Annotated in this window: 27 protein-coding genes, 1 tRNA gene and 2 riboswitches; of the genes, 14 read left to right on the plus strand and 14 right to left on the minus strand. The window is 57.6% G+C overall.

Annotated elements, in window-relative coordinates:
- Positions 1 to 144 precede the first annotated feature (144 nt).
- Together EBB79_RS19700 and EBB79_RS19705 are read right to left on the minus strand one after the other, a co-directional pair.
- On the minus strand, positions 145 to 924 hold the full coding sequence (locus EBB79_RS19700) for a pyrroline-5-carboxylate reductase (RefSeq protein ID WP_127750522.1): 780 nt from the start codon (positions 922 to 924) through the stop codon (positions 145 to 147).
- A 212-nt stretch (positions 925 to 1136) separates the two neighbouring features.
- Positions 1137 to 1212 (minus strand) — tRNA-Lys (locus tag EBB79_RS19705).
- Between the two features lie 211 nt (positions 1213 to 1423).
- On the opposite strand from EBB79_RS19705, the gene dapF reads away from it, so the two are divergent.
- Complete coding sequence (dapF, locus tag EBB79_RS19710) at positions 1424 to 2266, plus strand: diaminopimelate epimerase (RefSeq protein ID WP_127751071.1); 843 nt, start codon at positions 1424 to 1426, stop codon at positions 2264 to 2266.
- Positions 2263 to 3519, plus strand: a complete 1257-nt coding sequence (gene mtaB / locus EBB79_RS19715; RefSeq protein WP_127750523.1) for a tRNA (N(6)-L-threonylcarbamoyladenosine(37)-C(2))-methylthiotransferase MtaB — start codon at positions 2263 to 2265, stop codon at positions 3517 to 3519. The genes dapF and mtaB overlap by 4 nt, the downstream gene beginning before the upstream one ends.
- 145 nt (positions 3520 to 3664) lie before the next feature.
- Here the strand turns inward: mtaB and EBB79_RS19720 are convergent, their stop codons facing one another.
- The 6 genes from EBB79_RS19720 to EBB79_RS19745 all read right to left on the minus strand — a co-directional run bounded on the left by EBB79_RS19720 (position 3665) and on the right by EBB79_RS19745 (position 8656).
- Positions 3665 to 4399: a cytochrome c1 gene (locus EBB79_RS19720; protein ID WP_127750524.1), complete on the minus strand. Its 735-nt coding sequence runs from the start codon at positions 4397 to 4399 to the stop codon at positions 3665 to 3667.
- Between the two features lie 18 nt (positions 4400 to 4417).
- Complete coding sequence (petB, locus tag EBB79_RS19725) at positions 4418 to 5758, minus strand: cytochrome b (RefSeq protein ID WP_127750525.1); 1341 nt, start codon at positions 5756 to 5758, stop codon at positions 4418 to 4420.
- An 11-nt stretch (positions 5759 to 5769) separates the two neighbouring features.
- On the minus strand, positions 5770 to 6330 hold the full coding sequence (petA, locus tag EBB79_RS19730; RefSeq protein WP_127750526.1) for a ubiquinol-cytochrome c reductase iron-sulfur subunit: 561 nt from the start codon (positions 6328 to 6330) through the stop codon (positions 5770 to 5772).
- A gap of 222 nt (positions 6331 to 6552) precedes the next feature.
- On the minus strand, positions 6553 to 7155 hold the full coding sequence (locus EBB79_RS19735; RefSeq protein WP_127750527.1) for a glutathione S-transferase: 603 nt from the start codon (positions 7153 to 7155) through the stop codon (positions 6553 to 6555).
- A gap of 106 nt (positions 7156 to 7261) precedes the next feature.
- On the minus strand, positions 7262 to 7885 hold the full coding sequence (locus EBB79_RS19740) for an FMN-binding negative transcriptional regulator (RefSeq protein WP_127750528.1): 624 nt from the start codon (positions 7883 to 7885) through the stop codon (positions 7262 to 7264).
- Between the two features lie 63 nt (positions 7886 to 7948).
- Entirely contained in the window at positions 7949 to 8656 is a 708-nt protein-coding gene (locus tag EBB79_RS19745; RefSeq protein WP_127750529.1) for an SDR family oxidoreductase, read from the minus strand.
- Positions 8657 to 8841: 185 nt separating this feature from the next.
- Between EBB79_RS19745 and EBB79_RS19750 the strand changes: the two genes are divergently transcribed.
- Both EBB79_RS19750 and EBB79_RS19755 read left to right on the plus strand, forming a co-directional pair.
- A complete protein-coding gene (locus tag EBB79_RS19750; RefSeq protein WP_127750530.1) occupies positions 8842 to 9438 on the plus strand; it encodes a LysE family translocator in 597 nt (198 codons plus the stop codon).
- Positions 9439 to 9477: 39 nt separating this feature from the next.
- Positions 9478 to 9624: riboswitch (FMN riboswitch) on the plus strand.
- Positions 9625 to 9698: 74 nt separating this feature from the next.
- A complete protein-coding gene (locus EBB79_RS19755; RefSeq protein WP_127750531.1) occupies positions 9699 to 10139 on the plus strand; it encodes a 6,7-dimethyl-8-ribityllumazine synthase in 441 nt (146 codons plus the stop codon).
- A 134-nt stretch (positions 10140 to 10273) separates the two neighbouring features.
- Here EBB79_RS19755 and EBB79_RS19760 read toward each other — a convergent pair whose 3' ends face one another.
- The 3 genes from EBB79_RS19760 to thiB are packed head-to-tail and all read right to left on the minus strand — an operon-like array spanning position 10274 to position 13462.
- Entirely contained in the window at positions 10274 to 10966 is a 693-nt protein-coding gene (locus EBB79_RS19760; protein WP_127750532.1) for a thiamine ABC transporter ATP-binding protein, read from the minus strand.
- The gene (locus EBB79_RS19765; protein ID WP_127750533.1) at positions 10953 to 12509 is read right to left on the minus strand and encodes a thiamine/thiamine pyrophosphate ABC transporter permease ThiP; all 1557 of its coding nucleotides are present in this window, start codon (positions 12507 to 12509) and stop codon (positions 10953 to 10955) included. The genes EBB79_RS19760 and EBB79_RS19765 overlap by 14 nt, the downstream gene beginning before the upstream one ends.
- Entirely contained in the window at positions 12485 to 13462 is a 978-nt protein-coding gene (gene thiB / locus EBB79_RS19770) for a thiamine ABC transporter substrate binding subunit (protein WP_127750534.1), read from the minus strand. Before thiB ends, EBB79_RS19765 begins: the two co-directional genes overlap by 25 nt.
- Positions 13463 to 13493: 31 nt before the next feature.
- Positions 13494 to 13600, minus strand: a riboswitch (TPP riboswitch).
- 218 nt (positions 13601 to 13818) lie between these two features.
- On the opposite strand from thiB, the gene aroC reads away from it, so the two are divergent.
- Positions 13819 to 14922 (plus strand): chorismate synthase, encoded by a 1104-nt coding sequence (aroC, locus tag EBB79_RS19775; protein ID WP_127750535.1) that lies wholly within the window; start codon positions 13819 to 13821, stop codon positions 14920 to 14922.
- A gap of 1 nt (position 14923) precedes the next feature.
- Complete coding sequence (locus tag EBB79_RS19780) at positions 14924 to 15868, plus strand: AEC family transporter (protein WP_127750536.1); 945 nt, start codon at positions 14924 to 14926, stop codon at positions 15866 to 15868.
- Between the two features lie 24 nt (positions 15869 to 15892).
- Here EBB79_RS19780 and EBB79_RS19785 read toward each other — a convergent pair whose 3' ends face one another.
- Positions 15893 to 16309 carry a MerR family transcriptional regulator gene (locus EBB79_RS19785; protein ID WP_127751072.1) on the minus strand — a complete coding sequence of 139 codons (417 nt, stop codon included), beginning with the start codon at positions 16307 to 16309 and terminating at the stop codon, positions 15893 to 15895.
- Between the two features lie 72 nt (positions 16310 to 16381).
- Here EBB79_RS19785 and EBB79_RS19790 point away from each other — a divergent pair, with 72 nt between their 5' ends.
- Both EBB79_RS19790 and EBB79_RS19795 read left to right on the plus strand, forming a co-directional pair.
- On the plus strand, positions 16382 to 17008 hold the full coding sequence (locus EBB79_RS19790; protein ID WP_127750537.1) for a cation efflux transmembrane domain-containing protein: 627 nt from the start codon (positions 16382 to 16384) through the stop codon (positions 17006 to 17008).
- A gap of 120 nt (positions 17009 to 17128) precedes the next feature.
- Complete coding sequence (locus EBB79_RS19795) at positions 17129 to 18070, plus strand: DMT family transporter (protein WP_127750538.1); 942 nt, start codon at positions 17129 to 17131, stop codon at positions 18068 to 18070.
- Positions 18071 to 18132: 62 nt separating this feature from the next.
- Here EBB79_RS19795 and EBB79_RS19800 read toward each other — a convergent pair whose 3' ends face one another.
- Positions 18133 to 18831: an SDR family oxidoreductase gene (locus EBB79_RS19800; RefSeq protein ID WP_127750539.1), complete on the minus strand. Its 699-nt coding sequence runs from the start codon at positions 18829 to 18831 to the stop codon at positions 18133 to 18135.
- Between the two features lie 102 nt (positions 18832 to 18933).
- On the opposite strand from EBB79_RS19800, the gene EBB79_RS19805 reads away from it, so the two are divergent.
- Positions 18934 to 19794, plus strand: coding sequence for a LysR substrate-binding domain-containing protein (locus EBB79_RS19805; protein ID WP_202977627.1), 861 nt, complete (start codon positions 18934 to 18936; stop codon positions 19792 to 19794).
- Positions 19795 to 19864: 70 nt separating this feature from the next.
- Here EBB79_RS19805 and EBB79_RS19810 read toward each other — a convergent pair whose 3' ends face one another.
- Positions 19865 to 20731: a branched-chain amino acid aminotransferase gene (locus tag EBB79_RS19810; RefSeq protein WP_127750540.1), complete on the minus strand. Its 867-nt coding sequence runs from the start codon at positions 20729 to 20731 to the stop codon at positions 19865 to 19867.
- A gap of 159 nt (positions 20732 to 20890) precedes the next feature.
- Here EBB79_RS19810 and EBB79_RS19815 point away from each other — a divergent pair, with 159 nt between their 5' ends.
- The 5 genes from EBB79_RS19815 (at position 20891) to EBB79_RS19835 (ending at position 24408) form a co-directional block, all read left to right on the plus strand.
- A complete protein-coding gene (locus tag EBB79_RS19815; RefSeq protein WP_127750541.1) occupies positions 20891 to 21403 on the plus strand; it encodes a MarR family winged helix-turn-helix transcriptional regulator in 513 nt (170 codons plus the stop codon).
- Positions 21400 to 22101, plus strand: coding sequence for a response regulator (locus EBB79_RS19820; protein ID WP_127750542.1), 702 nt, complete (start codon positions 21400 to 21402; stop codon positions 22099 to 22101). Before EBB79_RS19815 ends, EBB79_RS19820 begins: the two co-directional genes overlap by 4 nt.
- A 64-nt stretch (positions 22102 to 22165) precedes the next feature.
- Positions 22166 to 22963: a delta-class carbonic anhydrase gene (locus tag EBB79_RS19825; RefSeq protein ID WP_127750543.1), complete on the plus strand. Its 798-nt coding sequence runs from the start codon at positions 22166 to 22168 to the stop codon at positions 22961 to 22963.
- 279 nt (positions 22964 to 23242) lie between these two features.
- Complete coding sequence (locus EBB79_RS19830; RefSeq protein ID WP_127750544.1) at positions 23243 to 24169, plus strand: histone deacetylase family protein; 927 nt, start codon at positions 23243 to 23245, stop codon at positions 24167 to 24169.
- Positions 24166 to 24408, plus strand: coding sequence for an exodeoxyribonuclease VII small subunit (locus tag EBB79_RS19835; protein WP_127750545.1), 243 nt, complete (start codon positions 24166 to 24168; stop codon positions 24406 to 24408). The genes EBB79_RS19830 and EBB79_RS19835 overlap by 4 nt, the downstream gene beginning before the upstream one ends.
- Position 24409: the final 1 nt, after the last annotated feature.

The following is a 24409-nucleotide window of genomic DNA, read 5'->3' on the forward strand; positions in this document are numbered from 1 at the left end:
ATTATTCCAAAGCTTAGACCCATATTGTATCCAATATCCAGAACAATCACAGGGTGCAGATATTGGCGTTACGGCAGGCCGGTCCGAAAGCAGATTTCAACTCCGCCATATCGCCGCTTGCCATATCTACAGGGTGGTCAAAGGCTAGCTGCTACGGGCATCATGCACCCGTTTTGCCACGCTCTCTAGTGCCTGAGTCAGGGCCTTGGTGCCGCCTGTTTCGGCGAAAACCTCAAACATCTGCTGATTTAACCCACCCGGAGTGGAGTGATGCCTGCGCAAAATGTCAAAACCGGTTTCAGGCGCAGAATCAGCGGTTCGCGACAGCTCCAGAAAAATCTTAGTCAGGTAACCCTGTGCATTCGGCGCTGATGTGCCTTGCGCGCACAGCCAATCAGACGCGGTTTCCATAACACCGAAATACAATCCCATAAGGGCACTTGCGGCAGCATAGGCGTCAAATTCATCCAATGATTGCGCAACAACGACCGTACCCAATGCGTCATAGAGTGATTCAAGCTGATCATCCGCCGGATAAATCGCCGTTACGCCACGTCGGTTTGCAACCGCTGGCAAGGGAATCGAGCGGGTGAGTCGGACGGGTGCGCCTATCCAGTCCAGCAGCACCTCGAATGTGGCCGTTGCAATCAGACTGGCGACCGCCTGGCCGTCGTGGAATTTAAGCGGCCGCAGGACCTGCTCGGCTATTTGTGGGCGCACGGCCAGGAAAACCAGATCTGCCTGGTCTACAATTTGCTGATTGTCCGGCGTCACCCGCACTCGATTATCCGCCGCCGCAAGCCGCGCCGATTTGGCCTGGCTGCGTTCCGACAGGATGATCTCACTGATTGGAAAATCAGACGAAATCAGGCCTGTAACGATTGCCTCGGTAATATCCCCAGTACCGATAAATCCGATTTTCATAGCTATGCTCTCTCTTGTAGCGGAGTGATCAGTCGCGTTTGAAACGGCCAATCGAATCCAGGTCAGTTATGCGCATACTAAGCAGCAAATCCGTGCCGAAAACCCTGAAATATGGAGGAGACAAGAGATCCGACAGACGCAGTGTCCAAAGGGAAAGAACCCTGTCGTACAGGAACATTCACATGTCAGTCTTCACGTCAAAAGAGAAAAAGTGGTGAGCCGTGATGGGTTCGAACCATCGACCTACTGATTAAAAGTCAGTTGCTCTACCAACTGAGCTAACGGCCCACTTTTTCCAAGCGATCAGATCGCTTGTGTTTCGCGTTTTAACCAAATTGATCCAAGAAGATCAAGGGCTTAATTCGCTGTCAGATCAGTTCGAAAGTAACAATCAAACCGTCCCGATAAGCGCACTCTCTAGGGATAGCCAGCCAAGTGGTCAAGAGCTTTTTTCAACTTTCTGATGGCAAGGGTGGATTCATTCTTGGGCCGGGGCTATATGCCCGGCATGAGCACCAATTCTATCACCGAACTGCCCTTTATGAAGATGCACGGGCTAGGCAACGACTTTGTCGTTGTCGATGCACGTGCGAATCCCGTGGAGATCACGCCCGCCATGGCGCGGGGCATTGGCCACCGTCAGTTTGGCGTTGGCTTTGATCAGCTTACTGTGGTCGAACAAGGGGCCGGTGATGCACATTTGACGTTCTACAACTCGGACGGATCGACCTCGGCCGCCTGCGGCAACGCCACGCGCTGCATTGCACGGTGGCTACTGGACGAGGGCAACAAGAGCGAACTACATCTGACCACCGATCGTGGCGATCTGTTTGCGCGCGATGCGGGCGACGGGCTGACCTCGGTCAACATGGGACATCCGCAGGTGCTGTGGCACGAGATCCCACTGGCCGAAGAGATGGACACCTTGGAACTGCCAATCGAGGGCGGCCCGACGGCGACGGGTATGGGCAATCCGCATTGTACCTTTTTCGTAGAGAATGCCGAGCAGGTCCGGCTGGAAGAGTTTGGCAGTCGCTGCGAGCATCACCCGCTGTACCCCGAACGCACCAATGTACAGGTGGCCCATCTGGTGGCGCCTGATCACCTGCGGATGCGGGTCTGGGAGCGCGGCGTGGGCATAACCCTGGCCTCGGGCTCATCCTCCTGCGCGACGGCTGTGGCTGCGGCCCGTCGTGGGCTGACCGGGCGCAAGGTGCAGATCGACCTGGATGGCGGCACCCTGTGGATCGACTGGCGTGACGATGGCGTCTGGATGACCGGTGCCACAATGCATGTGCTTAGCGGTGTATTGACCCCTGCATTCCTGGAGAGCCTGACATGAGTGCACCCAAATTTTCGACGTTGGGCTGTCGGCTGAATGCCTATGAAACCGAAGCGATGAAAGAGCTGTCGCAGCAGGCCGGGCTGGAAAACGCCGTGGTGGTCAACACCTGCGCAGTCACGGCTGAGGCGGTGCGCAAGGCCCGCCAGGAGATCCGCAAGCTGCGCCGGGAAAATCCCGACGCGCGGCTGATCGTCACCGGTTGTGCGGCCCAGACAGAACCTGAAACCTTTGCCAAGATGGCCGAGGTGGACGCTGTCATCGGCAACACTGAAAAGATGCGCCCCGAGACCTGGTCCGGCATGGCAGCGGATTTCATCGGCGAGAGCGAGGCGGTGCAGGTGGATGACATCATGTCCGTCACAGAAACCGCCGGTCACCTGATCGACGGTTTTGGCACCCGCAGCCGCGCCTATGTGCAGGTGCAAAACGGCTGCGATCACCGCTGCACCTTTTGCATTATTCCCTATGGCCGCGGCAACTCGCGATCTGTCCCCGCCGGCGTGGTGGTGGACCAGATCAAACGCCTGGTCGACAAGGGTTACAACGAAGTGGTGCTGACCGGGGTTGACCTGACCTCTTGGGGGGCTGACCTGCCTGCCACTCCGCAACTGGGCGATCTGGTGATGCGGATCCTGCGGTTGGTGCCTGATCTGCCACGGCTGCGCATTTCATCCATCGATTCGATCGAGGTGGACGACAACCTGATGCGCGCCATTGCCACTGAGCCGCGATTGATGCCGCACCTGCATCTCAGCCTGCAACATGGCGACGATCTGATTCTGAAGCGGATGAAACGCCGACATCTGCGCGACGATGCCATTCGGTTCGCCCAAGAGGCCAAGATGCTGCGCCCGGATATGACCTTTGGCGCCGATATCATCGCTGGCTTCCCAACCGAAACCGAAGCGCATTTTGAAAACTCGTTGAAACTGGTGAGTGAGTGTCAGCTGACCTGGCTGCATGTGTTCCCCTATTCCAAACGCGAGGGCACGCCGGCCGCCAAGATTCCGAATCAGGTCAATGGCAATGTGATCAAAGAGCGCGCTGCCCGTCTGCGCAGGGCAGGGGCTACACAGGTGCAGCAGCATCTGCAGGCCCAAGTGGGCCAGACACATCACATCCTGATGGAAAACGCCCATATGGGCCGGACCGAGCAGTTCACCGAAGTGAAATTTGCCTCACCACAGGTCGAGGGGCAGATCGTCTCAACCGTAATCACCGGCATTGATGGCATTCACCTGACAGCTTGACGATTCTAGCATCTTCACCTTTTCCCAAACACTCCGGGGGAAAGCGCAAAGCGCTTGGGGGCTGGCCCCCCCCCTTGACTACACCGCAAATAAAAACCCCCGCGCGACGGCACGGGGGTTTTTTGTTTTCCAGTCCAACCAGCGATTAGCTGTTTTTGCGGCCTTTGATCGGCGCCCAGATGCGTTTGTTGGTCAGGTACAACAGAACCGACAGGATCGTCAGCATCAGCACACCAACAAATCCAACCTGCTTGCGCGCCATCATCTTGGGCTCGGCTGTCCACATCAGATAGGCCGAAACATCCTGTGACAGATTGTCCAGGCTATTGTCGTGACCGTCGATGAATTCTACGTGCTCATCTTCCAGTGGCGGCGCCATCGAAATCCAGCCACCCGGGAAGGCGGTGTTTTCGTAGTATGTGCTGCCAGCCTCTTCCTTTTCTTCGCCGGTATAGCCGTTCAGCAGCGAAGCGATATAGTCGGGACCGCCTTTGCGTGCTTTGGCCATCAGGCTGAGATCAGGCGCGCCTGCATTCGTATTGGCAGGGAAGTGATCAACCGGTTTGGCCGGCACATCTTCATCCAGTTCTGCGTCATAGACGGTGTAGTTTTCAGCCGCATATGCTGTCACCTGATCAGGCGACAGAGCAGGGCCGCCCGCATCAGACAGGCTGCGCAGTGGTACGAACTTTAGCCCGTGACAGGCCGAGCAGACCTCGGTGTAGATCTGCAAGCCGCGTTGCAGCTGGTTCGGATCATAGGTGCCAAAGGCGCCTTTGAACGAGAAGTCGTATGACTCGATGTGCTGCTCGCCACCCGCTGCCAATCCGGCAACGGGGGTCAAAGCAAGAGCGGCACCGATTACAAGTTTCTTCAACATGGTTTTTCGGTCCCTATCTTATTCAGCCGCTGTGGCGTCAGTCGCACCAGCGTCCGATTTGCCATAATGCGCGTTGAAGTCATCTTCGATGGTCTCAGGCGTGGCTTCTGGTTTTTCGATCACACCCAAAAGCGGCAGGATCACCAGGAAGTAGCCGAACCAGTATGCCGAGGCGATCAGTGCGAAGGAGGCATAGGGCTCCTCGGCAGGTTTGGCGCCAAGCCATGTCAGAACAAAGAAGTCGATTACCAGGAGTGCAAACCACCATTTGAACATCGGCCGGTACAGACCCGAGCGCACGCGGCTGGTGTCCAACCAAGGGGCCAGAGCCATCACAGCAATCGCGCCAAACATCGCCATCACACCAAAGAACTTGGCGTCGATGATGCCACCGGTGATGAACGAGGTGAACTGAACAACCCAAACTTCGGCAGTGAAGGCCCGCAGGATTGCGTAGAACGGCAGGAAGTACCATTCAGGCACGATGTGCGCAGGCGTGACCAGCGGGTTCGCCTCGATGTAGTTGTCGGGTTCGCCCAACATGTTTGGCAGGAAGCCAACAATCGCCCAGAAAACCACCAGAACCATCGCCAGACCCAGGAAATCCTTGATCACGAAGTAAGGCCAGAACGGCAGGGTGTCTTTTTCAGCTTCAGCTTTTGACCCTTTGCGAACATCAACACCGGTTGGGTTGTTGTTGCCCGTGGTGTGGAACGCCCAGATGTGAACGATGACCAGGGCCGCAATGATGAAGGGCAGCAAATAGTGCAGCGAGAAGAAGCGGTTTAATGTGGCGTTGCCCACAGCAGGTCCGCCCAGCAGCCAGGTTTGCAGCGCTTCACCAATAAAGGGAATCGCACCAAACAGGCCGGTGATCACGGTTGCACCCCAGAACGACATCTGGCCCCAGGGCAGAACGTAGCCCATGAACCCTGCGCCCATCATCATCAGGAAGATCAGCATGCCGACGATCCAGGTGATTTCACGTGGTGCCTTGTACGAGCCGTAGAACAACCCGCGGAAGATGTGGATGTAGACAGCAACAAAGAACAGCGAGGCGCCGTTGGCGTGCAGGTAACGCAGCATATAGCCGCCGTTCACGTTGCGCATGATGTGCTCAACACTGGCAAAAGCCAGGTCAACATGCGGCGTGTAGTGCATCGCCAGAATAATACCGGTGACAATTTGCAGCACCAGGCAGAATGCCAGTACGATGCCCCAAATCCACCACCAGTTCAGGTTCTTGGGGGTGGGAATCATGATTGTGTCATACAGCAACCCAACAATTGGCAGGCGGCTGTGCAGCCACTTTTCAGCACCAGTTTTGGGTTCGTAATGATCGTGCGGAATTCCGGACATACGTCGTTTCCTTATCCCAGTTTGATCGTTGTTGCGTCGAGGAATTCCGTAACCGGAATATGCAGGTTTTCAGGCGCTGGTCCTTTGCGGATACGACCGGCTGTGTCGTAGTGCGATCCGTGGCAGGGACAGAACCAGCCTTCGAAATCGCCAGCGCCGTCACCCAGTGGCACACAGCCAAGGTGGGTACAGACGCCCATCATCACCAGCCATTCGCCAGCGTCGTCCATGGTCCGGTTTTCATCCGAAGCATCCAGACCAGGCTTGTTGGCGTTACGGTCGTCCTGATCTGGCAGATCATCCAATGCAACGGCACGTGCTTTATCGATTTCTTCCTGGCTGCGACGGCGAATGAACACCGGCTTGCCAAGGAACATGACCCGCAACTGCGTGCCAACTTCGACGCCGCTGATGTCGACGGTAATCGACGACAAAGCTTTTACATCAGCCGAAGGGTTCATTTGATTGACCAGCGGCCAGACGGCGGCTCCGGCGGTCACTGCCCCGGCGCCAGCTGTGGCGTAGTACAGGAAGTCTCTCCGGGTGCCTTCGTTGTCTTCTGCGTGGGACACGAGGTTTTCTCCAATTCCAGCGCCCGTTTCGGGCAAACATGCGCATGCACCGCGAAAATTCGTGGTGGCTCAGGCGGGTATCTACCGGTGGGAATGGCTTACGTCCAGCGGTCAAAGACGCGCAAAAGGCCGCACGGGCCATTTTTCTGGCAGGTTTCTGGCAGGCGGCGCTCGCAAAGCAAGTCACATATTGGGAGCGCCGCCCGTTTTTCAAGAGTTTGTTTACCCGGCAGGCGGTCGAGTCGCCAACATACTGGGACGCGATTCGAATTCAGCAAACCAATCCGACAGCGACTCGTTGCCGTGGCGCCAATTGCTGTTCGGGTGACGGAAATCAACATAGGCCAGCGCGCAACTCACCGCGATATGGCCAATATCCAGAGGGCCCTTCAAGTGGCTCATCCACCGCGCATTCAATGCGGTGCAGGCGCCCAGAACCTTGCCCATCTGCGCCGCGATCCATTCTGGCGACTGCATGTCTTCGGCGCGCAAACGTTGTTCATAGGTCGCCAATACTGCTGCTTCCATAATGCCGTCGGCAGTGGCCTCCAGAACCTTGCTGTCCCAGCCTCCCGCATAGAGCCCGCCGTCGAAACGGTCATCCAGATAAGCGCAAATCACCCGGCTGTCATAAAGTGTCGGACCGTCGGCGCGTTCCAAGGCCGGGATCTTGGCAAGTGGATTGCTGGCCCGGACCTCGCTTGCAGGGGCGAGCGGCGTCGTATGCACCGCCTGTATCTCTACAGCGTCCAATTGTCCGGTTTCATGCAACAGCACCATCACTTTGCGCACAAAAGGTGACGTCGGGGCGTAAATCAATTTCATAGAATTCTCCTCTTTTCTCGCACTGTAGGTGTCCGACCGGCAAAGAAAAGGCAGAAAACGCCAGTGAACTTGCAGGCGAACTTGCCAGTGACCTAGTCAGTGACCTTCAGGTGGTCTTTATCCGATCCTGCATAAGGGCCGCCAATATCTGCTGCTCGGCCCCCGGCCCGCTTTCGATTTGCGCGGCCACCGATTTGCGTGCGGCGTCTGATTTGTTCTGGCTTAGCTTCCAGGTGCCATCCACGCCCGTCACCCGCATTCGGGCCGGTACGATCATCCGCATCATCCGTGCCAAGGCGTCGGGGTCCATTTTGGCAGTCGACCAGGGTGGTTTTGGCAAAAGCCGCGATTCGTAGAACGCTGATTGCCGGTCCAGTAGGTCGCGCAATTCTTCGGATGGGAGCAATTCCAGCTCGCCCTGCAAATGCACCCCAACATAATTCCAGGTCGGCACCTGATCGGCCACCCCGTACCAATCGGGCGACACATAACCATCCGGGCCATTGACCGCGATGCGCGCGGGCATCGGGGCCTTGAGTGCCCGTACAATCGGATTAGAGCGCACCAAGTGCAGTTCGGCCCACTGCCCGTCTTGCGACAACAGAAACGGGATGTGACTGATCAACGGAGCACCCTGTCCGGCCACCGCCAGCACACCAAAGCCACGCGCGCGGGCGAAATCCAAATTCTGGGTGGTTTCGGCATCGTGGAATATTGGGTTGGGATGCATGAACGTCTCCTGTTTGCCCGCACTTTAGAAAACTGGCGGGCAAATGGAAGACGCTATCGAAGCCTAGATTTCAACACGCACTTCGTGCATCCACAGTTTGGCTGGACGCGACAGCATAAAGACGACCACATCGGCCAGATCGTCCGGCTCGGTAAAGATATGGTTGGGAACCTCTTCGCCCGCCTTGGCGAACATGCCGGTGTTGGTGCCACTTTGATACAGACCCGCGACCCGCACACCGGTTTCGGCCTCGTCTTCCTTTAGAACCTCAGTAAAGCCGCGAACCCCGTATTTGGTCGCGGAATAAACCGATTGCCCAGCTTGCGCCACAACACCGGATTTGGAGGCGACGTTAAGAATGATGGCTTCGTCCTGATTACGCAATGCGGGGAGCACATGCCGGGTCAACTGCATCAATGCCGTCAGGTTGGTTTGAACCGTGGCCACCAGCAGGTCCGCATCGATCGTGTCCAGTGGCCCGGCCTTGTGCCAGATGCCTGCGTTGTTGACCAGAATATCAACACCACCAAAATCAGCCTGGATTGCCTGAGCAGTGCTGTCCAAAGCAGCCGAATCCATAAAATCAACGGCATAGCCACGGGCTTCGGCTGCGCCCAGTGTCATGGCCTCGGCAACGACGGCCTCAAGGCGGGCGCTGTTGCGACCCAGAATGGCCAATTTGCACCCTTCGGCTGCCAGCTTCAGGCAAATATGTTTGCCAATCCCATCGCTACCACCGGTGACGATAACGGTTTTATCTTTTAATTGCATGACGGTAGCTCCTTTGAATGCGGCCATACCGTAAATGAATACAGTATCAGAAGAAGGAGGGATAAGCGCTGATCTGCTCGATTGCCAGCCCCCCATTTGCCAACAAGGGCATAATTTGCGCAGGAACCGGGTCGCATAAATTCGTTTGGAAACGGTAGGGATTGCTATCGCAGCAGGATATCATCATGACCCAAATCAGCATCGCCCTTATCGTATTTCTGTTTCCCCTCGCCTACAGTCCAGGCCCCGGCAACATGTTCTTTGCCGCCAATGGCGCGCGCTTTGGGCTGATGGCCACGTTGCGGGCAAATTTCGGCTATCATCTGGCAACCTGGCTGGTGACCCTGGCCATTGGTCTAGGATTTGTCACAGCTCTGGACCGCTATCCCAGTGCCTTTCTGATCTTGAAGACTGCAGGGTCGCTGTATGTTTTGTGGCTGGCGTGGAAGCTGTTCCGGTCCGGTGTCTTACAGGACAGTGAGGCCGCCCGGCCCGCCAGTTTTTGGGATGGCGTTACCTTGCTTGTGCTAAACCCCAAGGCCTATGTGATCATTGCTTTGATGTTCACCCAGTTTCTACCCGAAAGTAATTCTGTCCGGATGGTTGCTGTTTTAGGGATCACAACCGTGTTCACGCTGAACAATTTCATCGCCTTTCTGGTCTGGACGATGATCGGAGATCAGATCGCCAGCCGGTTCAGATCACCCGATAGCGCCAGACGGTTGAACACCCTGTTTGGCAGTCTTTTGGCATTGGTCGCGCTTTGGATGTTTTTGACCTAATCGCCCCCTTGCCAAGCGCGCAGGGTTTTGCCAATGTCCGCGCGTTCTCAGGGCGGGGCGCAATTCCCCACCGGCGGTAAGCAGGATCTTCCTGTAAGCCCGCGAGCGGCCCCGGTGTTGGGGGTGTCAGCAGATCTGGTGAGACTCCAGAGCCGACGGTCATAGTCCGGATGAAAGAGAACGTGCGATGGGACCGTCCTTTGGCGTGCCTGCCGTTCGTTATCGCCTTGGGTGACGTGTCAGTAACCAAGGAGAGACCCATGACACCCACCCGCTATGCCTTTATCAAGGCGCAATGGCATGCCGATATCGTCGACCGCGCGCTCGACGGTTTTTTACAACTTATCCCAGCAGATCAAGTTGACGTCTATGACGTCCCCGGTGCGTTTGAGATGCCCCTGTTGGCCAAAGATCTGGCCGCAACCGGTCAGTACGCTGCGGTAGCCTGTGCCGCGCTTGTCGTCGATGGCGGCATTTATCGGCATGATTTTGTCGCCCAGGCCGTAGTCGATGGTTTGATGCGCGCCAGCATGGATACCGGCGTGCCGGTGCTGTCGGTGTCCCTGACGCCGCACCACTATCAGGAAACGGACCACCACAACGCCATCTACCGCGAACATTTTGTCGAAAAGGGGCGCGAGGCAGCCAATGCCGCGCTGATGATCGGTAAAACTCGCAATGCAGTGGCGAAAGCTGCTTAACTTCGCTCGTCGCGAAAGCGGCGAACACGCGTCCGCCCGCCCCACGGCAGGCGGACGCTTATCCCGACTGACCTCTGTTCCGCGTGGCTGCAATTGACGTGTAGATGCAGATCTAGGGGCATTATTCCGGCAAGTTACCCCAAATAGGCCTTTAACGCCGGTGGTGGGTTATCCAGCAATGACGCCGTCTCCATTGGTGGATGCACCTGACCATCAGCCACCAGCACCACCTGATCCGCAATCCGGCGGGCATCGCTGGGATCATGGCTGACCATCAACAGGGTGGCGCCATTTTCCGCGACCAGTTCGGCCACCAGATCCAGCATTTCAGCCTTTAGCGCGGGTCCAAGTGCCGCAAAGGGCTCGTCCAGCAGCAGCAAATCGCGCCCTTGTACCAAGACCCGCGCCAGCGCCACCCGGCTTTGCTGACCACCGGACAGCGCGGCAGGTTTGCGGCCTGCCATGTCCTGCAGCCCAACCCGGACCAAAGCCGCCTGCACCTGCACGCGTTGCGTCGCGTCCAGCCGCAGATTGGCGCGAATGCCCAGACCAACGTTCTGTACAACAGTAAGATGCGGGAACAGATTGCCGTCTTGAAACAACATCGCCACCGGGCGTTTTCCCGGCTCGACCTGCGTCAGGGAGGTCCCGTTCCAATGGATGGCACCGCTGCTTAGCTGGCGAAACCCGGCCACCGCCTCGATCAAGGTGGATTTGCCTGCTCCAGAGGGCCCGATCACCGCGATCAGGCTGCCACGATCAACAGTCAGGTCGGCGTGCAACGCGAAGCCACCATTTTCGATCAGACAATTCTCAAGCCTCAGCATGCCAGCGGCCTCCGCGATCCAAAATCCAAAACGCCGCCATCGATAGGGTCAGCAGCAATAGTGCCGCCCCCGCTGCGGCCTCCATCCGGTAGGCGCCCATCAACCGGTAAACCTGCAACGGCAGGGTGGCAAACTCGGGGTCGGCAAACAGGGCAATCACGCCAAGATCCCCCATCGACAGCGCCGCCGCCAGTCCGGCGGCAAAGCCAATCTGCGGCCGCATCCGTGGTAGCAGCACCCGCCAAACAAAGGGCCAGCCCCGCATGTCCAGCGACAGCGCCAAACGGCCATAGCGCCCCACCACGACCCGCGCCCGCGGCACCAGTATCCGCAACGCAAAGGGCAGCGCCATCACTGCATTGACCAGCGCCGTCACTGGCAAGGCCAGCGCAAAAGGGTCCGCAATCGGGTAGATCACAATGAATAGCCCGGTGCCAATCACCAGCGGCGAGGCCGCAAGCCCCAGAATGCCCGCAACCTCAATCATGCCGCCACGGCCCAGCGCCACGGCCGAGGCCATCGGCAAAGCCAGTAACAGCAACAGAACCGTGCTCAACGCTGCCACCAGTACAGAATTCAACGCCGCCATCCAGACCGAGACCGTCAGGCTCGCCATACCCGGCAGCCCCGCCAATACGATGGCAGACAGTGGCAACAGCAGGAACCCTGCGGCCAGCACAATCCAGAACCCATCCAGGATACGCGCGGCGACTGTGTTGCCATCCCACCGTTGCAGAGGCCGGTCCAACCCGGTGCCAAACCCCTCGCCCACCGCGACCTTGACCGCCACCAGCGCCGCTGCGCCAGTCAGAACCAGTTGCAAACCTGACAGCAGCGCGGCGCGGCCGAGGTCGAAATCAAACCTGAACGCCTGATAGATGGCCAGCTCGATGGTGGTGGCCCGTGGCCCCCCGCCCAGTGTCAGCGCCACCGCAAAGCTGGACAGGCAAATGGCAAACACCACGGCCAATGCACCGGGTACAACGCGCCTCAGCATCGGAATTTCCAGCAGTTGCCGTATCGCCCGCGCATCGGCATCCAACTGCGCCGCCAGCCGGAACCGTTCAGCCGGGATCTCCTGCCAACCCTGTAACAGCAGCCGTGTAGCCAGAGGCAGATTAAAAAACACATGCGCCAGAACCACACCGTGCAGCCCGTAGATCTGCACCGGCTCCAGCCCGAGCACCGCCAGCCCGCTGCTAAACCAGCCAGCCCGGCCAAACACCTGCAACAACCCCAGGATTGCAACAATGACAGGTAGAATAAAGGGGGCGCCCAATAGGGCGATCAATACGCGCCGTCCGACAAAACGCCGCCGCGCCAGGGCGCGTGCCACCGGGATCGCCAGTGCCACACTCAGCCCTGCCGACAGGCAAGCCTGGATCAATGTAAACCGCAATGCTGCCCAATCACTGCTGCCCAATCCGCGACCGGCTTCAGCCCGCAAGGCGACAGCAGCCAAAGTCCCAAAGATCAGCGCCGCCACTAAAACGGCAGCGCCAATCCCCAGTCTCGGGCTTACTGGCTGAGCGCGGTCAGCCATTCGTCCAATGCCACGTCACGCACCGACGCCGCCTCATCTTCGGACAGCAGCAGCGATTTGCCCGGCTGCACCAAGGTTTCAAAACCGCTCGGCAGACCGGCCGCCGGGGTCACCGCCGGATACATCCAGTTGGTGGTCGGAATGATCGTCTGGAACGCATCCGACACCATAAAGGACAGAAATTGATCGGCCAATTCGGGCTGATCACTGGCAGCGAGCTTACCGGCAACCTCAACCTGCATGTAATGACCTTCGTCAAACACCGCCGCCGCTTTGGAAGCATCCTCTTCCGCAATCAGGTGGTAGGCCGGCGAGGTGGTATAGGACAACACCATGTCAGCCTCACCTTCCAGAAACAGCCCATAGGCCTCGGACCAGCCTTTGGTCACGGTGACGATATTGTCCGACAGATCTGCCCAAATGGCCGGCGCCGCATCGCCGTAGGCCGCTTTGACCCACATCAACAGGCCCAGACCAGGTGTGGAGGACCGAGGATCCTGAATGACGATTTTCATGTCACTCGCCGCCAGCTCTTTAAAATTCGACGGGGCAGCGGCATCCGCGTTATGCACAAACGAGAAATACCCCCAGTCATAGGGGACAAAACTTGTATCAGCCCAGGCCACCGGCAGGGCGTAGTCCGCAGTGACGGAATGCGCGGCGAACAGCCCGGTTGCCTTGGCGGCGGCGGTCAGATTGGTATCCAGTCCCAACACAACATCAGCGTCCGAGCGCGCGCCTTCCAGCTTGACCCGGGCCAACAAGGCAGCACCATCCCCGGCCCCCACCAGCTTCAGATCACATCCGCAGATCTCTTCAAAAGCCTCTTCCACCGCTGGGCCGGGGCCCCAATCAGATACAAAACTGTCATAGGTATAAACGGTCAGTTCAGGCACCTCGGCAATAGCCGCTGTCGTGCTCAGAATTCCCGCTGCAATTACAAGATACTTCATGGCATCCTCCATTGCGGCGTTGGGCAAGGGGGATGTGTTCCCAGACCTTCCCTCCGCCGGTTTTAGCCGGTTCAGGTTCAACGGGTCCGCCACGAATGGCATCTCAGCGCAGTTGCCCACGCACCCCGAGGTGGCCCGACATGTAATCACCGCCCTGCCCAATGGCAAGCCACAACACCGGCCCGCTTCTACGGTCTTGCAAATCAGACGGATCCCAGCTTCATCTGGCCGTAAATATCCCGGGGGAGTCGTCGCAGACGGCGGGGGCAGAGCCCCCAACCCAACCACCAAATTGCGAAACCCCTTGAGAGACCGCCTCCCCCCAGATAAGCACAACCCGCAAAGGAGCCTGCCCCATGTCGATGAATAGTTTTGGCCATCTCTTCCGTTTCACCACCTGGGGCGAAAGCCACGGCCCGGCGCTGGGCGCGACCATTGATGGTTGCCCGCCCAATGTCCCGCTGACACCCGAAATGCTGCAGCAGTGGCTGGACAAGCGGCGCCCGGGCCAGAACAAGAACATGACTCAGCGCAACGAACCCGATGCGGTGAAAATCTTGTCTGGCGTATTCGAGGGCAAAACAACCGGTACGCCAATCCAACTGATGATCGAAAACACCGACCAGCGCTCCAAGGATTACGGCGATATCGCCAATACTTTCCGTCCCGGTCACGCCGACATCACTTATTACCAAAAATACGGCAATCGCGACTATCGTGGTGGCGGCCGCAGTTCCGCCCGCGAAACGGCTGCACGTGTTGCCGCCGGCGGCATCGCCCGCGAGGCCATCAAGGCCCTGGTCCCCGGTCTTGAGATCAAAGGCTATATGGTGGCCATGGGCGAGATGGAAATCGACCGGACCCGGTTCGACTGGGACGCCATCGACAAAAATGATTTCTGGATTCCCGATTCTGCCGCCGTGCAGAACTGGGAGGACTATTTGCAGGATCTGCGCAAAGCCCATGATTCTGTCGGCGCCATTGTCGAAATCGTAGCCCGCGGCGTGCCCGCCGGCATCGGCGCGCCCATTTATGGCAAGCTGGACACCGAACTGGCCGCGGCAATGATGTCGATCAACGCGGTCAAAGGCGTTGAAATCGGCGAAGGCATGAACGCGGCGCGGCTTAAGGGGTCACAAAACGCCGATGAAATCTTCCTCGGCAACGATGGCGCGCCGGTCTATTCCTCAAACCATGCTGGCGGCATCCTGGGTGGGATCTCTAGCGGTCAGGACGTTGTGGTGCGGTTTGCCGTCAAGCCCACCTCGTCAATCCTGACTCCACGCCAGTCGATCCGCAAAGATGGCTCCTCGGCTGAGGTCATCACCAAGGGCCGCCACGATCCCTGCGTTGGCATTCGCGCCGTACCCGTGGGCGAGGCCATGATGGCCTGCGTCATCCTGGATCATCTGCTGCTGCACCGCGGCCAGATTGGGGTAAATCAGGGCATCATCGGATAAGATGACAATCATTCTGGCAATCACCTTTCCGATCTATGCCACCATCGGATTGGGTTACTTCATTGTCTACCGGGGCTGGTTCAGTGCCGTTGAGATGCGTAGTTTCGGGCGATATGTTATGAATATCGCCCTGCCCGCGCTGATCTTCAATGCAGTGGCATCCCGCAAATTCTCCGAGGTCTTTCACCCGGATTACATGCTCGCATTTGGCCTTGGCGGGCTGGCGACCATTGCGATGGCATACTTATTCTTCACGCTACGGGGCGTTGACCCGCAAAGGCGCGCACTGGGCGTTATGGGCTCTACCTGCCCAAACAGTGGCTTTATCGGCTTTCCCATCATGCTCTTGCTGTTTCCCGATCTGGCAAGCAGCATTCTGACCCTGAATATGTTGATCGAGACCTTACTGCTGGTACCGATCTGTCTGGTTCTGATGGAGCTGTCCGGCAATGACACCAAGCAACCGGTGCACCGACAATTTGCAGGGGTTTTGTTCAACCTGGTTCGCATGCCGCTTATGATTGGCATGGCTCTGGGACTTTTGGTGTCGCTGATCGGTATATCGCTGCCTGCGCCGTTCAGCCAATTCATCACAATGCTGGCCGCGTCAGCCGGAGCCTTGTCACTGGTGGTAATCGGAGGATCACTGGTTGGATTGCCCCTGCACGGCAATCGTAGCCTTGCGGCCCAGGTTGCCGCGACCAAGCTGATACTGCATCCGACAATGGTGATACTTGCGATCGTCAGTCTCACCGCTTTTGGCTTCATCCAGCTGTCCCCGGATATGCGCAGCGCGGTCATTTTGTCCGCCGCAATGCCAATGTTTGGCTCTTATACTGTGTTTGCTCAAAAACTGAACTTACAGGGGGCTGCCAGCCTTGCGATGCTAGGGGCAACCACCGGAGCCTTTGTCACCCTTAGCCTGTTTCTGCTCTGGCTGACCTGATTTGATCTGATCAACGGGGGGGACTTAGCCATGTGCACCGGTGCATTGGCTGTGATCCCCCAGTGCCGTCAACACCCGGCATTGGCCCCCATTGCCACCGTCGCATAGATGACTGATCCGTTCCAGCTCGTCCGCCAGTTGTTGCAGTTTGGCAATCCGGATCTGAACATTGGCCAACTGGCTTGCGGCAATACGGTCGGCCTCGGCGCAATCTGTGCCCAGATCCCCATTCAACTGCATCAGCGCCCGGATATCGTCTAGCGCAAAGCCCAGATCGCGGGCGTGTTTGATAAACCCCAGGGCCTCCATTCCGTCCTGATCATAGCGCCGCTGGTTGCCCGCATTGCGCCCCGGCTCGCTTAACAAGCCGATATCTTCGTAATACCGGATGGTCGGCACTTTGACGCCGGTCACTTTGGACATGGTCCCTATGGAATACATCATAAAATCTCTTGAACCTCTAGTGGCTAGAGCACCTACATTGGCCTCGAATCAGAGACAAGGACAAGAGAAATGGCAGGATGCTGCGGCCACAACGCCCAATTCGATGGCGTATCGGCAGATTACAAACGAAGACTATGGCTGGTGATCGCGATCAACGCCGCCATGTTTGGGGTCGAGATGAGTGCTGGTCAGATGTCCGGCAGTCAGGCGCTCAAGGCGGATGCGCTGGATTTTCTGGGGGATGCGCTGACCTATGGTATTTCGCTGGCCGTGATCGGAGCCACGCTTCGCACCCGGTCGTTGGCCGCGATGGGTAAGGGCATCAGCCTGTTGTTGATGGGGGTCTGGGTGTTTGGATCAACCGTTTACTCGGTGTTTTATGTCGGGGTGCCACAGGCGCAGATCATGGGCTCGATCGGCTTTATGGCGCTGGCTGCCAACCTGGCCTCGGTGATGATCCTGGCCCGCTACAAGGACGGCGATGCCAATGTGCGGTCGGTCTGGCTGTGTTCGCGCAATGACGCCATTGGCAACGTCGCTGTGATGATCGCGGCGCTGGGAGTTTGGGGCACCGCAACTGGCTGGCCTGACTTGATCGTCGCCGGAATCATGGCTGGATTGTTCCTGAATTCCGCCTTCCAAATTCTGGTGCAGGCCATCAGGGAACAAAAAAGTGAGGCGGCGCATGCGCACTAATGTGGCTCTAACAAGGGGATATTGACAGGTTTGACAGGAACAATGGCATGGATGAGACGCGATAGAACGAGTTGAATTCAGGCCATTGATCTTTGCCTCACTGAGGCGCAGGGTCGCAGCATGGTAAAATCGTTAACATCGCATCGACCTTTGCTTGCCGTCGGACTTAAAGTCGCCGCCATCGGGTTGTTCACCACTATGGCGGCGATGATCAAGGCCACTGCCGAAGATGTTCCCGCTGGCGAGGCGGTTTTCTTTCGATCATTGTTTGCAATTCCGGTGATCGTCATCTGGCTGGCCATGCGCGGCGAGCTGCGCAATGGATTGGTCGCGAAGAACCCCATGGGCCATGTCTGGCGTGGCGTACTGGGGACAACCGCAATGGGCCTGACCTTTACCGGCCTGGGTATGTTGCCCCTGCCCGAAGTTACTGCCATCGGATTTGCAACGCCCATTTTTACTCTGGTTTTGGCTGCTGTGTTTCTCGGAGAGACCATCCGCCTGATCCGTATCAGTGCCGTTGTCATTGGCTTGGCCGGGGTGATGGTAATGATCTGGCCACGTCTGACAGGCGGCGCGGATATTGGCGACACCGCCATGTTAGGCGCTATTTTGATCCTGTTCGCCACCATCGCGCGGGCCATGGTGCAAATCCATATCCGACAATTGGTGCAGACCGAGCACACGGCCGCCATCGTGTTCTATTTCTCAGCCACCGCCACAGGTCTATCACTGCTGACCCTGCCGTTTGGCTGGCAGGTGCCCAGCTGGAACATTATGTTACTGCTAATCGGCAGCGGATTGATCGGCGGCGTGGCGCAGATACTGGTGACCTCGTCTTATCGCTTTGCCGCCGCCTCGATGCTGGCGCCTTATGACTATGCCTCGATGCTGTTCGCCATCATCATCGGCTATGTCTGGTTCGCCGAGCTGCCCACATTGGTCATGCTGTCAGGGGCCACGCTGGTCATTGCAGGCAATGCACTGGTGATCTGGCGTGAAAGCCGTTTGGGATTGGTGCGTGGCAAAACGCGCCCAATGATTGATCCCAAAGGCGGATAAGCGGCTCTAACAAGGGATTTTCGGTTTGGGCAGCACCCGAAACGATGCTGCCCCAATTGGTTTTATACCGACCGGGTAAGCCCACCATCAATGCGGATGTTCTGACCTGTTGTATAGGCGGCATCATCCGAGGCCAGATGGGCAATCAGCGCTGATACTTCATGCGCAGTGCCATAGCGTCCCATGGGAATCCGCGCCTTGCGATCCTCGGTTTCTGGCAGGCTGTCGATAAAGCCGGGTAACACGTTGTTCATGCGCACACCCTGAGCGGCAAACTTATCGGCAAACAGCTTGGTAAAACTGGCCAGCCCAGCGCGGAACACGCCGGATGTTGGGAACAGCGGGTCCGGCTCAAAGACCGCGAAGGTCGAAATATTGATGATGGACCCTTTGCCCTGTGCTGCCATGATAGGGGCCACCATGCGTGCAGGCCGGATCACGTTCAGCAAATAATAGTCCATTCCCAGATGCCAGTCGTCATCGCTGATATCCATGATGTCACCCTTGGGGCCGTGGCCTGCCGAATTGATCAAGACATCAATACGCCCCCAGCGCTCCATCGTCTTATCAACTAAAGTCTGCAAATCCGCCTGCACCATATTTGACCCGGTGACGCCAACCCCACCCAGTTCCTGCGCAAGGGCCTCTCCCTTGCCCGATGCCGACAGAATGGCCACTTGGTAGCCCTGCTGCGCCAGGTGGCGCGCCGCGTCTGCCCCCATCCCGCTGCCACCTGCGGTGATCATCGCTACTTTGGTCATATCGTTCTCCTATCCGTTGCCCTTAAAATGGCGCGAGACGGTCCACTTGACCAATCATCTCTCATCGCGCAAGCCTGTAGAAAACCTACTGGCTGAGAATCGATGCGATTGCCTAATCTCAACTCACTGCGAATGTTCGACGCCGCTGCGCGGCATCTAAACTTTCGCCTGGCCGCCGATGAGCTGAACCTGTCTCAGGGCGCGGTGGCGCAACAGGTCAGGCGCTTAGAGGCGGATTTGGGGCACAAACTGTTCTTTCGGCAGGCGCGCGGATTGTCCCTGACGGACGCTGGTCGCAGGTATCATCAACCGGTTCGTCAAGCATTGGAGCTGATCGAACAAGCCACCAGCACTCTTGCCCCTTCCGAGCACAGGATTACCCTGTCTGTCCCCCCCTCCTTTGCAGCCAAGTGGTTGGTGCCAAGGCTCCCTGACTTCGAAGCGACCCATCCCGACATAGAATTGCGTATTCTGGCCGAAGAGAATTTGAGCGATTTCAAGCGTGATGGCATTGATCTTGCCATCCGTCTTGGAACCCGCCCTCGCGATCCTGAGCTGCAAACCAAATTATTATCCCCAATGGATCTGGTTGCCGTAGCGCGCCCAGATGTGGCTCTAACACTGGGCCAAAAGCCGAAGATCGAGATGCTGGCGCTGTCAGTGTTGATCCAGGACGGGCATCATTATTGGGACCGTCTGCTACGGGATGCCGGGCTGACGGCGACGCGGCGAGTGTTACAATTCAACCAGACGGCGCTGGCAATGGATGCCGCCGTGAACGGTCAGGGACTGGCGCTGGTGCCACGCATATTTCTGGATGGTCAGCCCCTGCAGCAAATATGGCAGGCGCCGGTGATTGGGGATGCGGGGTTCTATGTGGTTTGGTCAGCTGAGAACCGTCAGAGCCCCAGCCGCCAGTTAGTCGTGGATTGGTTATTGTCGCAGGTTATCGCTTACGACTGAACCAACCGGACCCAAACACATACGGGCGCCGCGATGGGCGCCCGCACTCGAGTTTCAGACAGATCGCAGATTAAGCCCGAACCAATGCCTCGTAGGCCTCGGCGATTTCGCGGGTCAGAGTGCCGACCTCAAAGGTATACTCACCAATCTGTCCCACTGGCGTCACTTCGGCGGCGGTGCCGGTCAGCCAGCACTGTTCAAACCCGGACATCTCTTCGGGCATGATGTGACGTTCATGGACGGTGACGCCGCGTTCTTTGAGCATGGCAATCACGGTCTGGCGGGTGATTCCATTAAGAAAGCTATCCGGCAATGGTGTGTGCACTTCGCCGTCTTTGACGAAGAAGATATTCGCGCCGGTCGCCTCAGCCACATAGCCGCGATAGTCCATGAACAATGCATCCGAACAGCCCTTGGCCTCGGCCTTGTGCTTGGAGATGGTGCAGATCATGTACAGACCCGCCGCCTTGGCGTGTACCGGGATAGTGTCCGGGCTGGGCCGTTTGTATTCGGCGATATCCAGCTTGGCGCCCTGCATCTTGGCGTCGCCGTAATAGGCACCCCACTCCCAGACTGCGATCGCCATGCGGACAGGGTTCTTGGCCGAGGCTACACCCATGTCTTCTCCAGACCCACGCCACACCACGGCGCGGACATAGGCGTCCTGCAAACCGCTGGCCTTCAGCGCCTCGTCCTTGGCCGCTTCGATGTCATCGACCGAATAGGGCATCGGCATATCCAGCGCCTCGGCTGATTTCACCAAACGTTCCGAATGCAGACGGCTTTCGAAAATCTTACCGTTGTACGCGCGCTCGCCCTCAAAAACCGAAGAGGCATAATGCATGGCGTGAGACAGCACATGCACCTGTGCATCGCGCCACGGCACCATTTCGCCATCCATCCAGATCACGCCATCGCGATCATCATATCCCGACATGCTGTATCCTCCTAAGTATCGTCATCTTTTCACTTATTGCGCTCTCAACGTCCGTATCGGACATATTATTGCGCCAAAACTTAGATTCGATACCTCTTCGCTCTTGGAATGTCAATAACGCTGACTTAAACTGACACAGCTGAGTTAGGGAGGCACAGTATGTCGGACGGACGTTCAAGGCAGAGTTTTAGTGGCGAAAGTCTGCTTTTTCTTACTGACGAACAGCTGCGGCAAGGGATTGAGGCGATGTTCTTCGCCTATCGCGGATTTACCGCTGACCCGGATCGCATTTTGTCGGAAATGGCTTATGGCCGCGCCCATCACCGCGCTGTTCACTTCATCAACCGCGCACCGGGTACCACGGTCAACAATCTGCTGGCCATTCTGGGCGTCACCAAGCAGTCACTGAACCGCGTTCTTAGGACATTGATCGGCGACGGCCTGGTCGAAAGCCGCGTGGGGACAGTTGATAAACGGGAACGGCATCTGTTCCTGACTGAACATGGACATGCGCTTGAAGCCACCCTGTCGGACGCCCAGCGCGCACGGATGCGGTCGGCCTACAAAGACGCCGGTCCTGAGGCGGTGCAGGGATTCAAAAAAGTGCTGGAGGCGATGATGGATCCGGACATGCGCCGCGCCTATGCCAAATTAAGGGAAACAGGGTCATGAGCCAGTTTGACGCCCACCTGCTGATCGTCGACGACGACGAACGCATTCGTGACCTGCTAAAGAAATTTCTGATGCGGGCCGGATTTCTCGTTACCGCCGCCCGTGATGCGGCCCACGCGCGCCGGGTGCTGGCCGGGCTGGATTTTGACCTCATCGTGATGGACGTCATGATGCCCGGCGAGGACGGGGTGTCGCTGACAAAGTTCCTGCGCGAAACCCGCAGCACGCCGATCCTGTTGCTGACCGCGCGGGGCGAAACCGAGCATCGCATAGCCGGGCTGGAAGCCGGAGCGGACGATTACCTGTCCAAACCGTTTGAGCCCAAAGAACTATTGCTGAGAATCAATGCGATTTTGCGCCGGATGCCGGAAACTTCGGCCCGCGAAGCCGCACCCAAAGTTCTGCATCTGGGACCGATCCGTTATGATCTGGACCGGGGCGAAATGTGGCGAGGCGAGGAATTGATCCGCTTGACCGGCACGGAAAGCCAATTGATGAAGATCTTTTCCGACTGCCCCGGAGAAGCCGTCAGCCGCTCAAAGCTGGTCGAAGATCTGGGCCGCGACCGGGGGCAGGCGCAGGAACGTGCAGTGGATGTGCAGATCACCCGGCTGCGCCGCAAGATTGAGCCAAACCCAAAACAGCCGCAATATCTGCAAACCGTGCGCGGTGCCGGATACATGCTAGCACCCGACTAGACCTCGCCGAACCAACAACCTGAGCTACTCTTCTGAACATACATGTCAGCTCAGGAGCTTAATTATGTCGGCCTTCCATCCTATTCGCACCATTCCATTGATGGTTGCGCTGTCGCTAGCCGGGCCCATATCAGCCGCAGACCTGTGTCAGGGGTTTGGACCACAAACCCCGCGCGACATCACCAAAACAACGGGTAGTAATCCGCAAAGCTTTCCTTTTGCACCGCCGTCAACGGACTTGAACCTGTGCAACATCCACACCCATACCAACGCCGAGCACAAGGGTCCGGGGTTTTCGATCTTTGCCGGTGACGGTGAGCATGGCGGTTACAAATGCAACGAAAGCAACTATTTGAACGCGGCTGAACTGGAAGATCCAACCCATGGCCAAGGGGCATTTCAAGGTGCCAAACCAGGCGACACTATCGAGGTCCATTGGGTGCATACCTCGTGCCAGGTGACCCCGGGCAAAGGGTTGGGCGCCTGCATGAGCGAAAGCTGCGCCAACCCAACGCTGCGTGTCGAGGCCCAGGTGTTTTTGGTTGTGAATGACATTAGTGCCATGAATTTCAACGATCTGGCCTATGGTGGCCACATGGTGGATGGGCTGCATCAACCCAGATCTATCCCATCGACCACCGGCGAGCCCGTTGTTTTCCTTGGGTCCACCACCGGCTCCTCTTTCTCTCAGTTCACATGTTCACCGTTGCAGGTCACATGGAGCGTCCGGCCCAATTGTGCCAAGGTCAACTATAGCACGCTGAATGCCTGGGTGGAAAATGGCAATGTCTTTGAAGAAGACCACAGTCACGGTGTGCGTCAACTGGTCAAAGCAAAGGAATTGCTGTCTCCGATCAACTGAGACTGTATAAAATCCGTCGCGTAGAGGTTCATTATCAAGACAGGTCCGTTGTTCGCATTGGTTTCGATCGCAACGAAGGCGCTGGTTATATTGCTGCTTTTAACGAAGCGCGGGGCGAAAATGAGCAGGGTGAAACATACAATATCTTATTTGATCTGGACGGTAAGGATGAAATGGGTTGATCGGGCCACGTTTGGCACAACACCAGGTAAAACCTGACTTGTGGCCCGCCCCTGTGGGGCCATAAGCTGTTGGCGAATACCAATAGGTGACTTGCCCATGACCACAGCCTTGATTACCCACGCCGATTGCCTGACCCATGTCACTCCCGAAGGCCACCCGGAACGCGTTGCCCGGTTGGAACACGTGCTGCATGCGCTGGAACCGCTGGACCTGCTGCGCGTGCGCGCGCCCATGGCAGCCGAAGATGACATCTTGCGTATCCATCCGGCCTCGCATCTGGAAAACCTGCGCAAAGCCCGGCCAAACGAAGGGTTTAAGCAGGTAGACGGCGACACGTTTTTGTCGCCCGGTTCGTTAGACGCGGCCTTCAGGGCGGCAGGTGCCGTTATACGCGGCGTTGACATGGTGCTTACCGGAGAGGCCCAAAACGCCTTTGCTGCCATCCGCCCACCGGGGCATCATGCAGAAACCGACACCGCCATGGGGTTCTGCCTGTTTGGCAATGCGGCGCTGGCCGCCAAACATGCGCTGGACCACCACGGACTTAGCCGCGTCGCCGTGGTCGATTTCGATGTTCACCACGGCAACGGCACCCAGGATCTGCTGTGGGATGAAAAGCACGCACTGGTGATCACCTCGCAGCAAATGCCACTATGGCCCGGATCTGGCCGCGTTGACGAAGACGGCGCCTATGGGAACATTCTCAACATGCCTTTGCCCGCCGAAAGTGGTAGCGCTGAAATGCGCGCCGCCTATCAGGAGAAGGCCTTTCCCCGGTTGCGCGACTTTAAACCGGAATTGATCATCATTTCCGCTGGCTTTGATGCCCATCGGGACGACCCTTTGGCCAATCTGAACTGGACGACACAGGATTTCGCCTGGATCACCGCCGAACTCTGCGTCCTTGCGCAAGATCTGTGCGGCGGGCGTATCGTCTCGACTTTGGAAGGCGGGTATGATCTGAACGCGCTAAGCACGGCCTGCAAGGCACATGTAGACGAATTGATAAAGGCATCCGAATGACCCAGACACCCGTAGAAAACATGAGCTTTGAATTGGCCATGAAAGAGCTGGAAGCCGTAGTGGGCAAGTTGGAACGCGGAGACGTGGCGCTGGATGACTCGATCACACTGTATGAACGGGGTGCTGAATTGAAAAAGCGCTGCGAGGACGAGCTGAAGCGGGCCGAGGAAAAGGTTGCGGCGATCACGCTGGACGCCAGCGGCACTGCAACCGGCACCACGCCGCTGGACGCGGGTTAAG

Origin of the sequence: Parasedimentitalea marina (assembly GCF_004006175.1) — a bacterium.
GTDB classification, from domain to species: Bacteria; Pseudomonadota; Alphaproteobacteria; order Rhodobacterales; family Rhodobacteraceae; genus Parasedimentitalea; species Parasedimentitalea marina.

What these genes read in the sequence shown, in the direction of transcription:
- EBB79_RS19700 (WP_127750522.1), bottom strand. Translation starts at nt 924, where the DNA reads ATGAAAATCGGATTTATCGGTACTGGGGATATTACCGAGGCAATCGTT.
- dapF (WP_127751071.1), top strand. Translation starts at nt 1,424, where the DNA reads ATGCCCGGCATGAGCACCAATTCTATCACCGAACTGCCCTTTATGAAG.
- mtaB (WP_127750523.1), top strand. Translation starts at nt 2,263, where the DNA reads ATGAGTGCACCCAAATTTTCGACGTTGGGCTGTCGGCTGAATGCCTAT.
- EBB79_RS19720 (WP_127750524.1), bottom strand. Translation starts at nt 4,399, where the DNA reads ATGTTGAAGAAACTTGTAATCGGTGCCGCTCTTGCTTTGACCCCCGTT.
- petB (WP_127750525.1), bottom strand. Translation starts at nt 5,758, where the DNA reads ATGTCCGGAATTCCGCACGATCATTACGAACCCAAAACTGGTGCTGAA.
- EBB79_RS19735 (WP_127750527.1), bottom strand. Translation starts at nt 7,155, where the DNA reads ATGAAATTGATTTACGCCCCGACGTCACCTTTTGTGCGCAAAGTGATG.
- EBB79_RS19740 (WP_127750528.1), bottom strand. Translation starts at nt 7,885, where the DNA reads ATGCATCCCAACCCAATATTCCACGATGCCGAAACCACCCAGAATTTG.
- EBB79_RS19745 (WP_127750529.1), bottom strand. Translation starts at nt 8,656, where the DNA reads ATGCAATTAAAAGATAAAACCGTTATCGTCACCGGTGGTAGCGATGGG.
- EBB79_RS19750 (WP_127750530.1), top strand. Translation starts at nt 8,842, where the DNA reads ATGACCCAAATCAGCATCGCCCTTATCGTATTTCTGTTTCCCCTCGCC.
- EBB79_RS19755 (WP_127750531.1), top strand. Translation starts at nt 9,699, where the DNA reads ATGACACCCACCCGCTATGCCTTTATCAAGGCGCAATGGCATGCCGAT.
- EBB79_RS19760 (WP_127750532.1), bottom strand. Translation starts at nt 10,966, where the DNA reads ATGCTGAGGCTTGAGAATTGTCTGATCGAAAATGGTGGCTTCGCGTTG.
- EBB79_RS19765 (WP_127750533.1), bottom strand. Translation starts at nt 12,509, where the DNA reads ATGGCTGACCGCGCTCAGCCAGTAAGCCCGAGACTGGGGATTGGCGCT.
- thiB (WP_127750534.1), bottom strand. Translation starts at nt 13,462, where the DNA reads ATGAAGTATCTTGTAATTGCAGCGGGAATTCTGAGCACGACAGCGGCT.
- aroC (WP_127750535.1), top strand. Translation starts at nt 13,819, where the DNA reads ATGTCGATGAATAGTTTTGGCCATCTCTTCCGTTTCACCACCTGGGGC.
- EBB79_RS19780 (WP_127750536.1), top strand. Translation starts at nt 14,924, where the DNA reads ATGACAATCATTCTGGCAATCACCTTTCCGATCTATGCCACCATCGGA.
- EBB79_RS19785 (WP_127751072.1), bottom strand. Translation starts at nt 16,309, where the DNA reads ATGTATTCCATAGGGACCATGTCCAAAGTGACCGGCGTCAAAGTGCCG.
- EBB79_RS19790 (WP_127750537.1), top strand. Translation starts at nt 16,382, where the DNA reads ATGGCAGGATGCTGCGGCCACAACGCCCAATTCGATGGCGTATCGGCA.
- EBB79_RS19795 (WP_127750538.1), top strand. Translation starts at nt 17,129, where the DNA reads ATGGTAAAATCGTTAACATCGCATCGACCTTTGCTTGCCGTCGGACTT.
- EBB79_RS19800 (WP_127750539.1), bottom strand. Translation starts at nt 18,831, where the DNA reads ATGACCAAAGTAGCGATGATCACCGCAGGTGGCAGCGGGATGGGGGCA.
- EBB79_RS19805 (WP_202977627.1), top strand. Translation starts at nt 18,934, where the DNA reads ATGCGATTGCCTAATCTCAACTCACTGCGAATGTTCGACGCCGCTGCG.
- EBB79_RS19810 (WP_127750540.1), bottom strand. Translation starts at nt 20,731, where the DNA reads ATGTCGGGATATGATGATCGCGATGGCGTGATCTGGATGGATGGCGAA.
- EBB79_RS19815 (WP_127750541.1), top strand. Translation starts at nt 20,891, where the DNA reads ATGTCGGACGGACGTTCAAGGCAGAGTTTTAGTGGCGAAAGTCTGCTT.
- EBB79_RS19820 (WP_127750542.1), top strand. Translation starts at nt 21,400, where the DNA reads ATGAGCCAGTTTGACGCCCACCTGCTGATCGTCGACGACGACGAACGC.
- EBB79_RS19825 (WP_127750543.1), top strand. Translation starts at nt 22,166, where the DNA reads ATGTCGGCCTTCCATCCTATTCGCACCATTCCATTGATGGTTGCGCTG.
- EBB79_RS19830 (WP_127750544.1), top strand. Translation starts at nt 23,243, where the DNA reads ATGACCACAGCCTTGATTACCCACGCCGATTGCCTGACCCATGTCACT.
- EBB79_RS19835 (WP_127750545.1), top strand. Translation starts at nt 24,166, where the DNA reads ATGACCCAGACACCCGTAGAAAACATGAGCTTTGAATTGGCCATGAAA.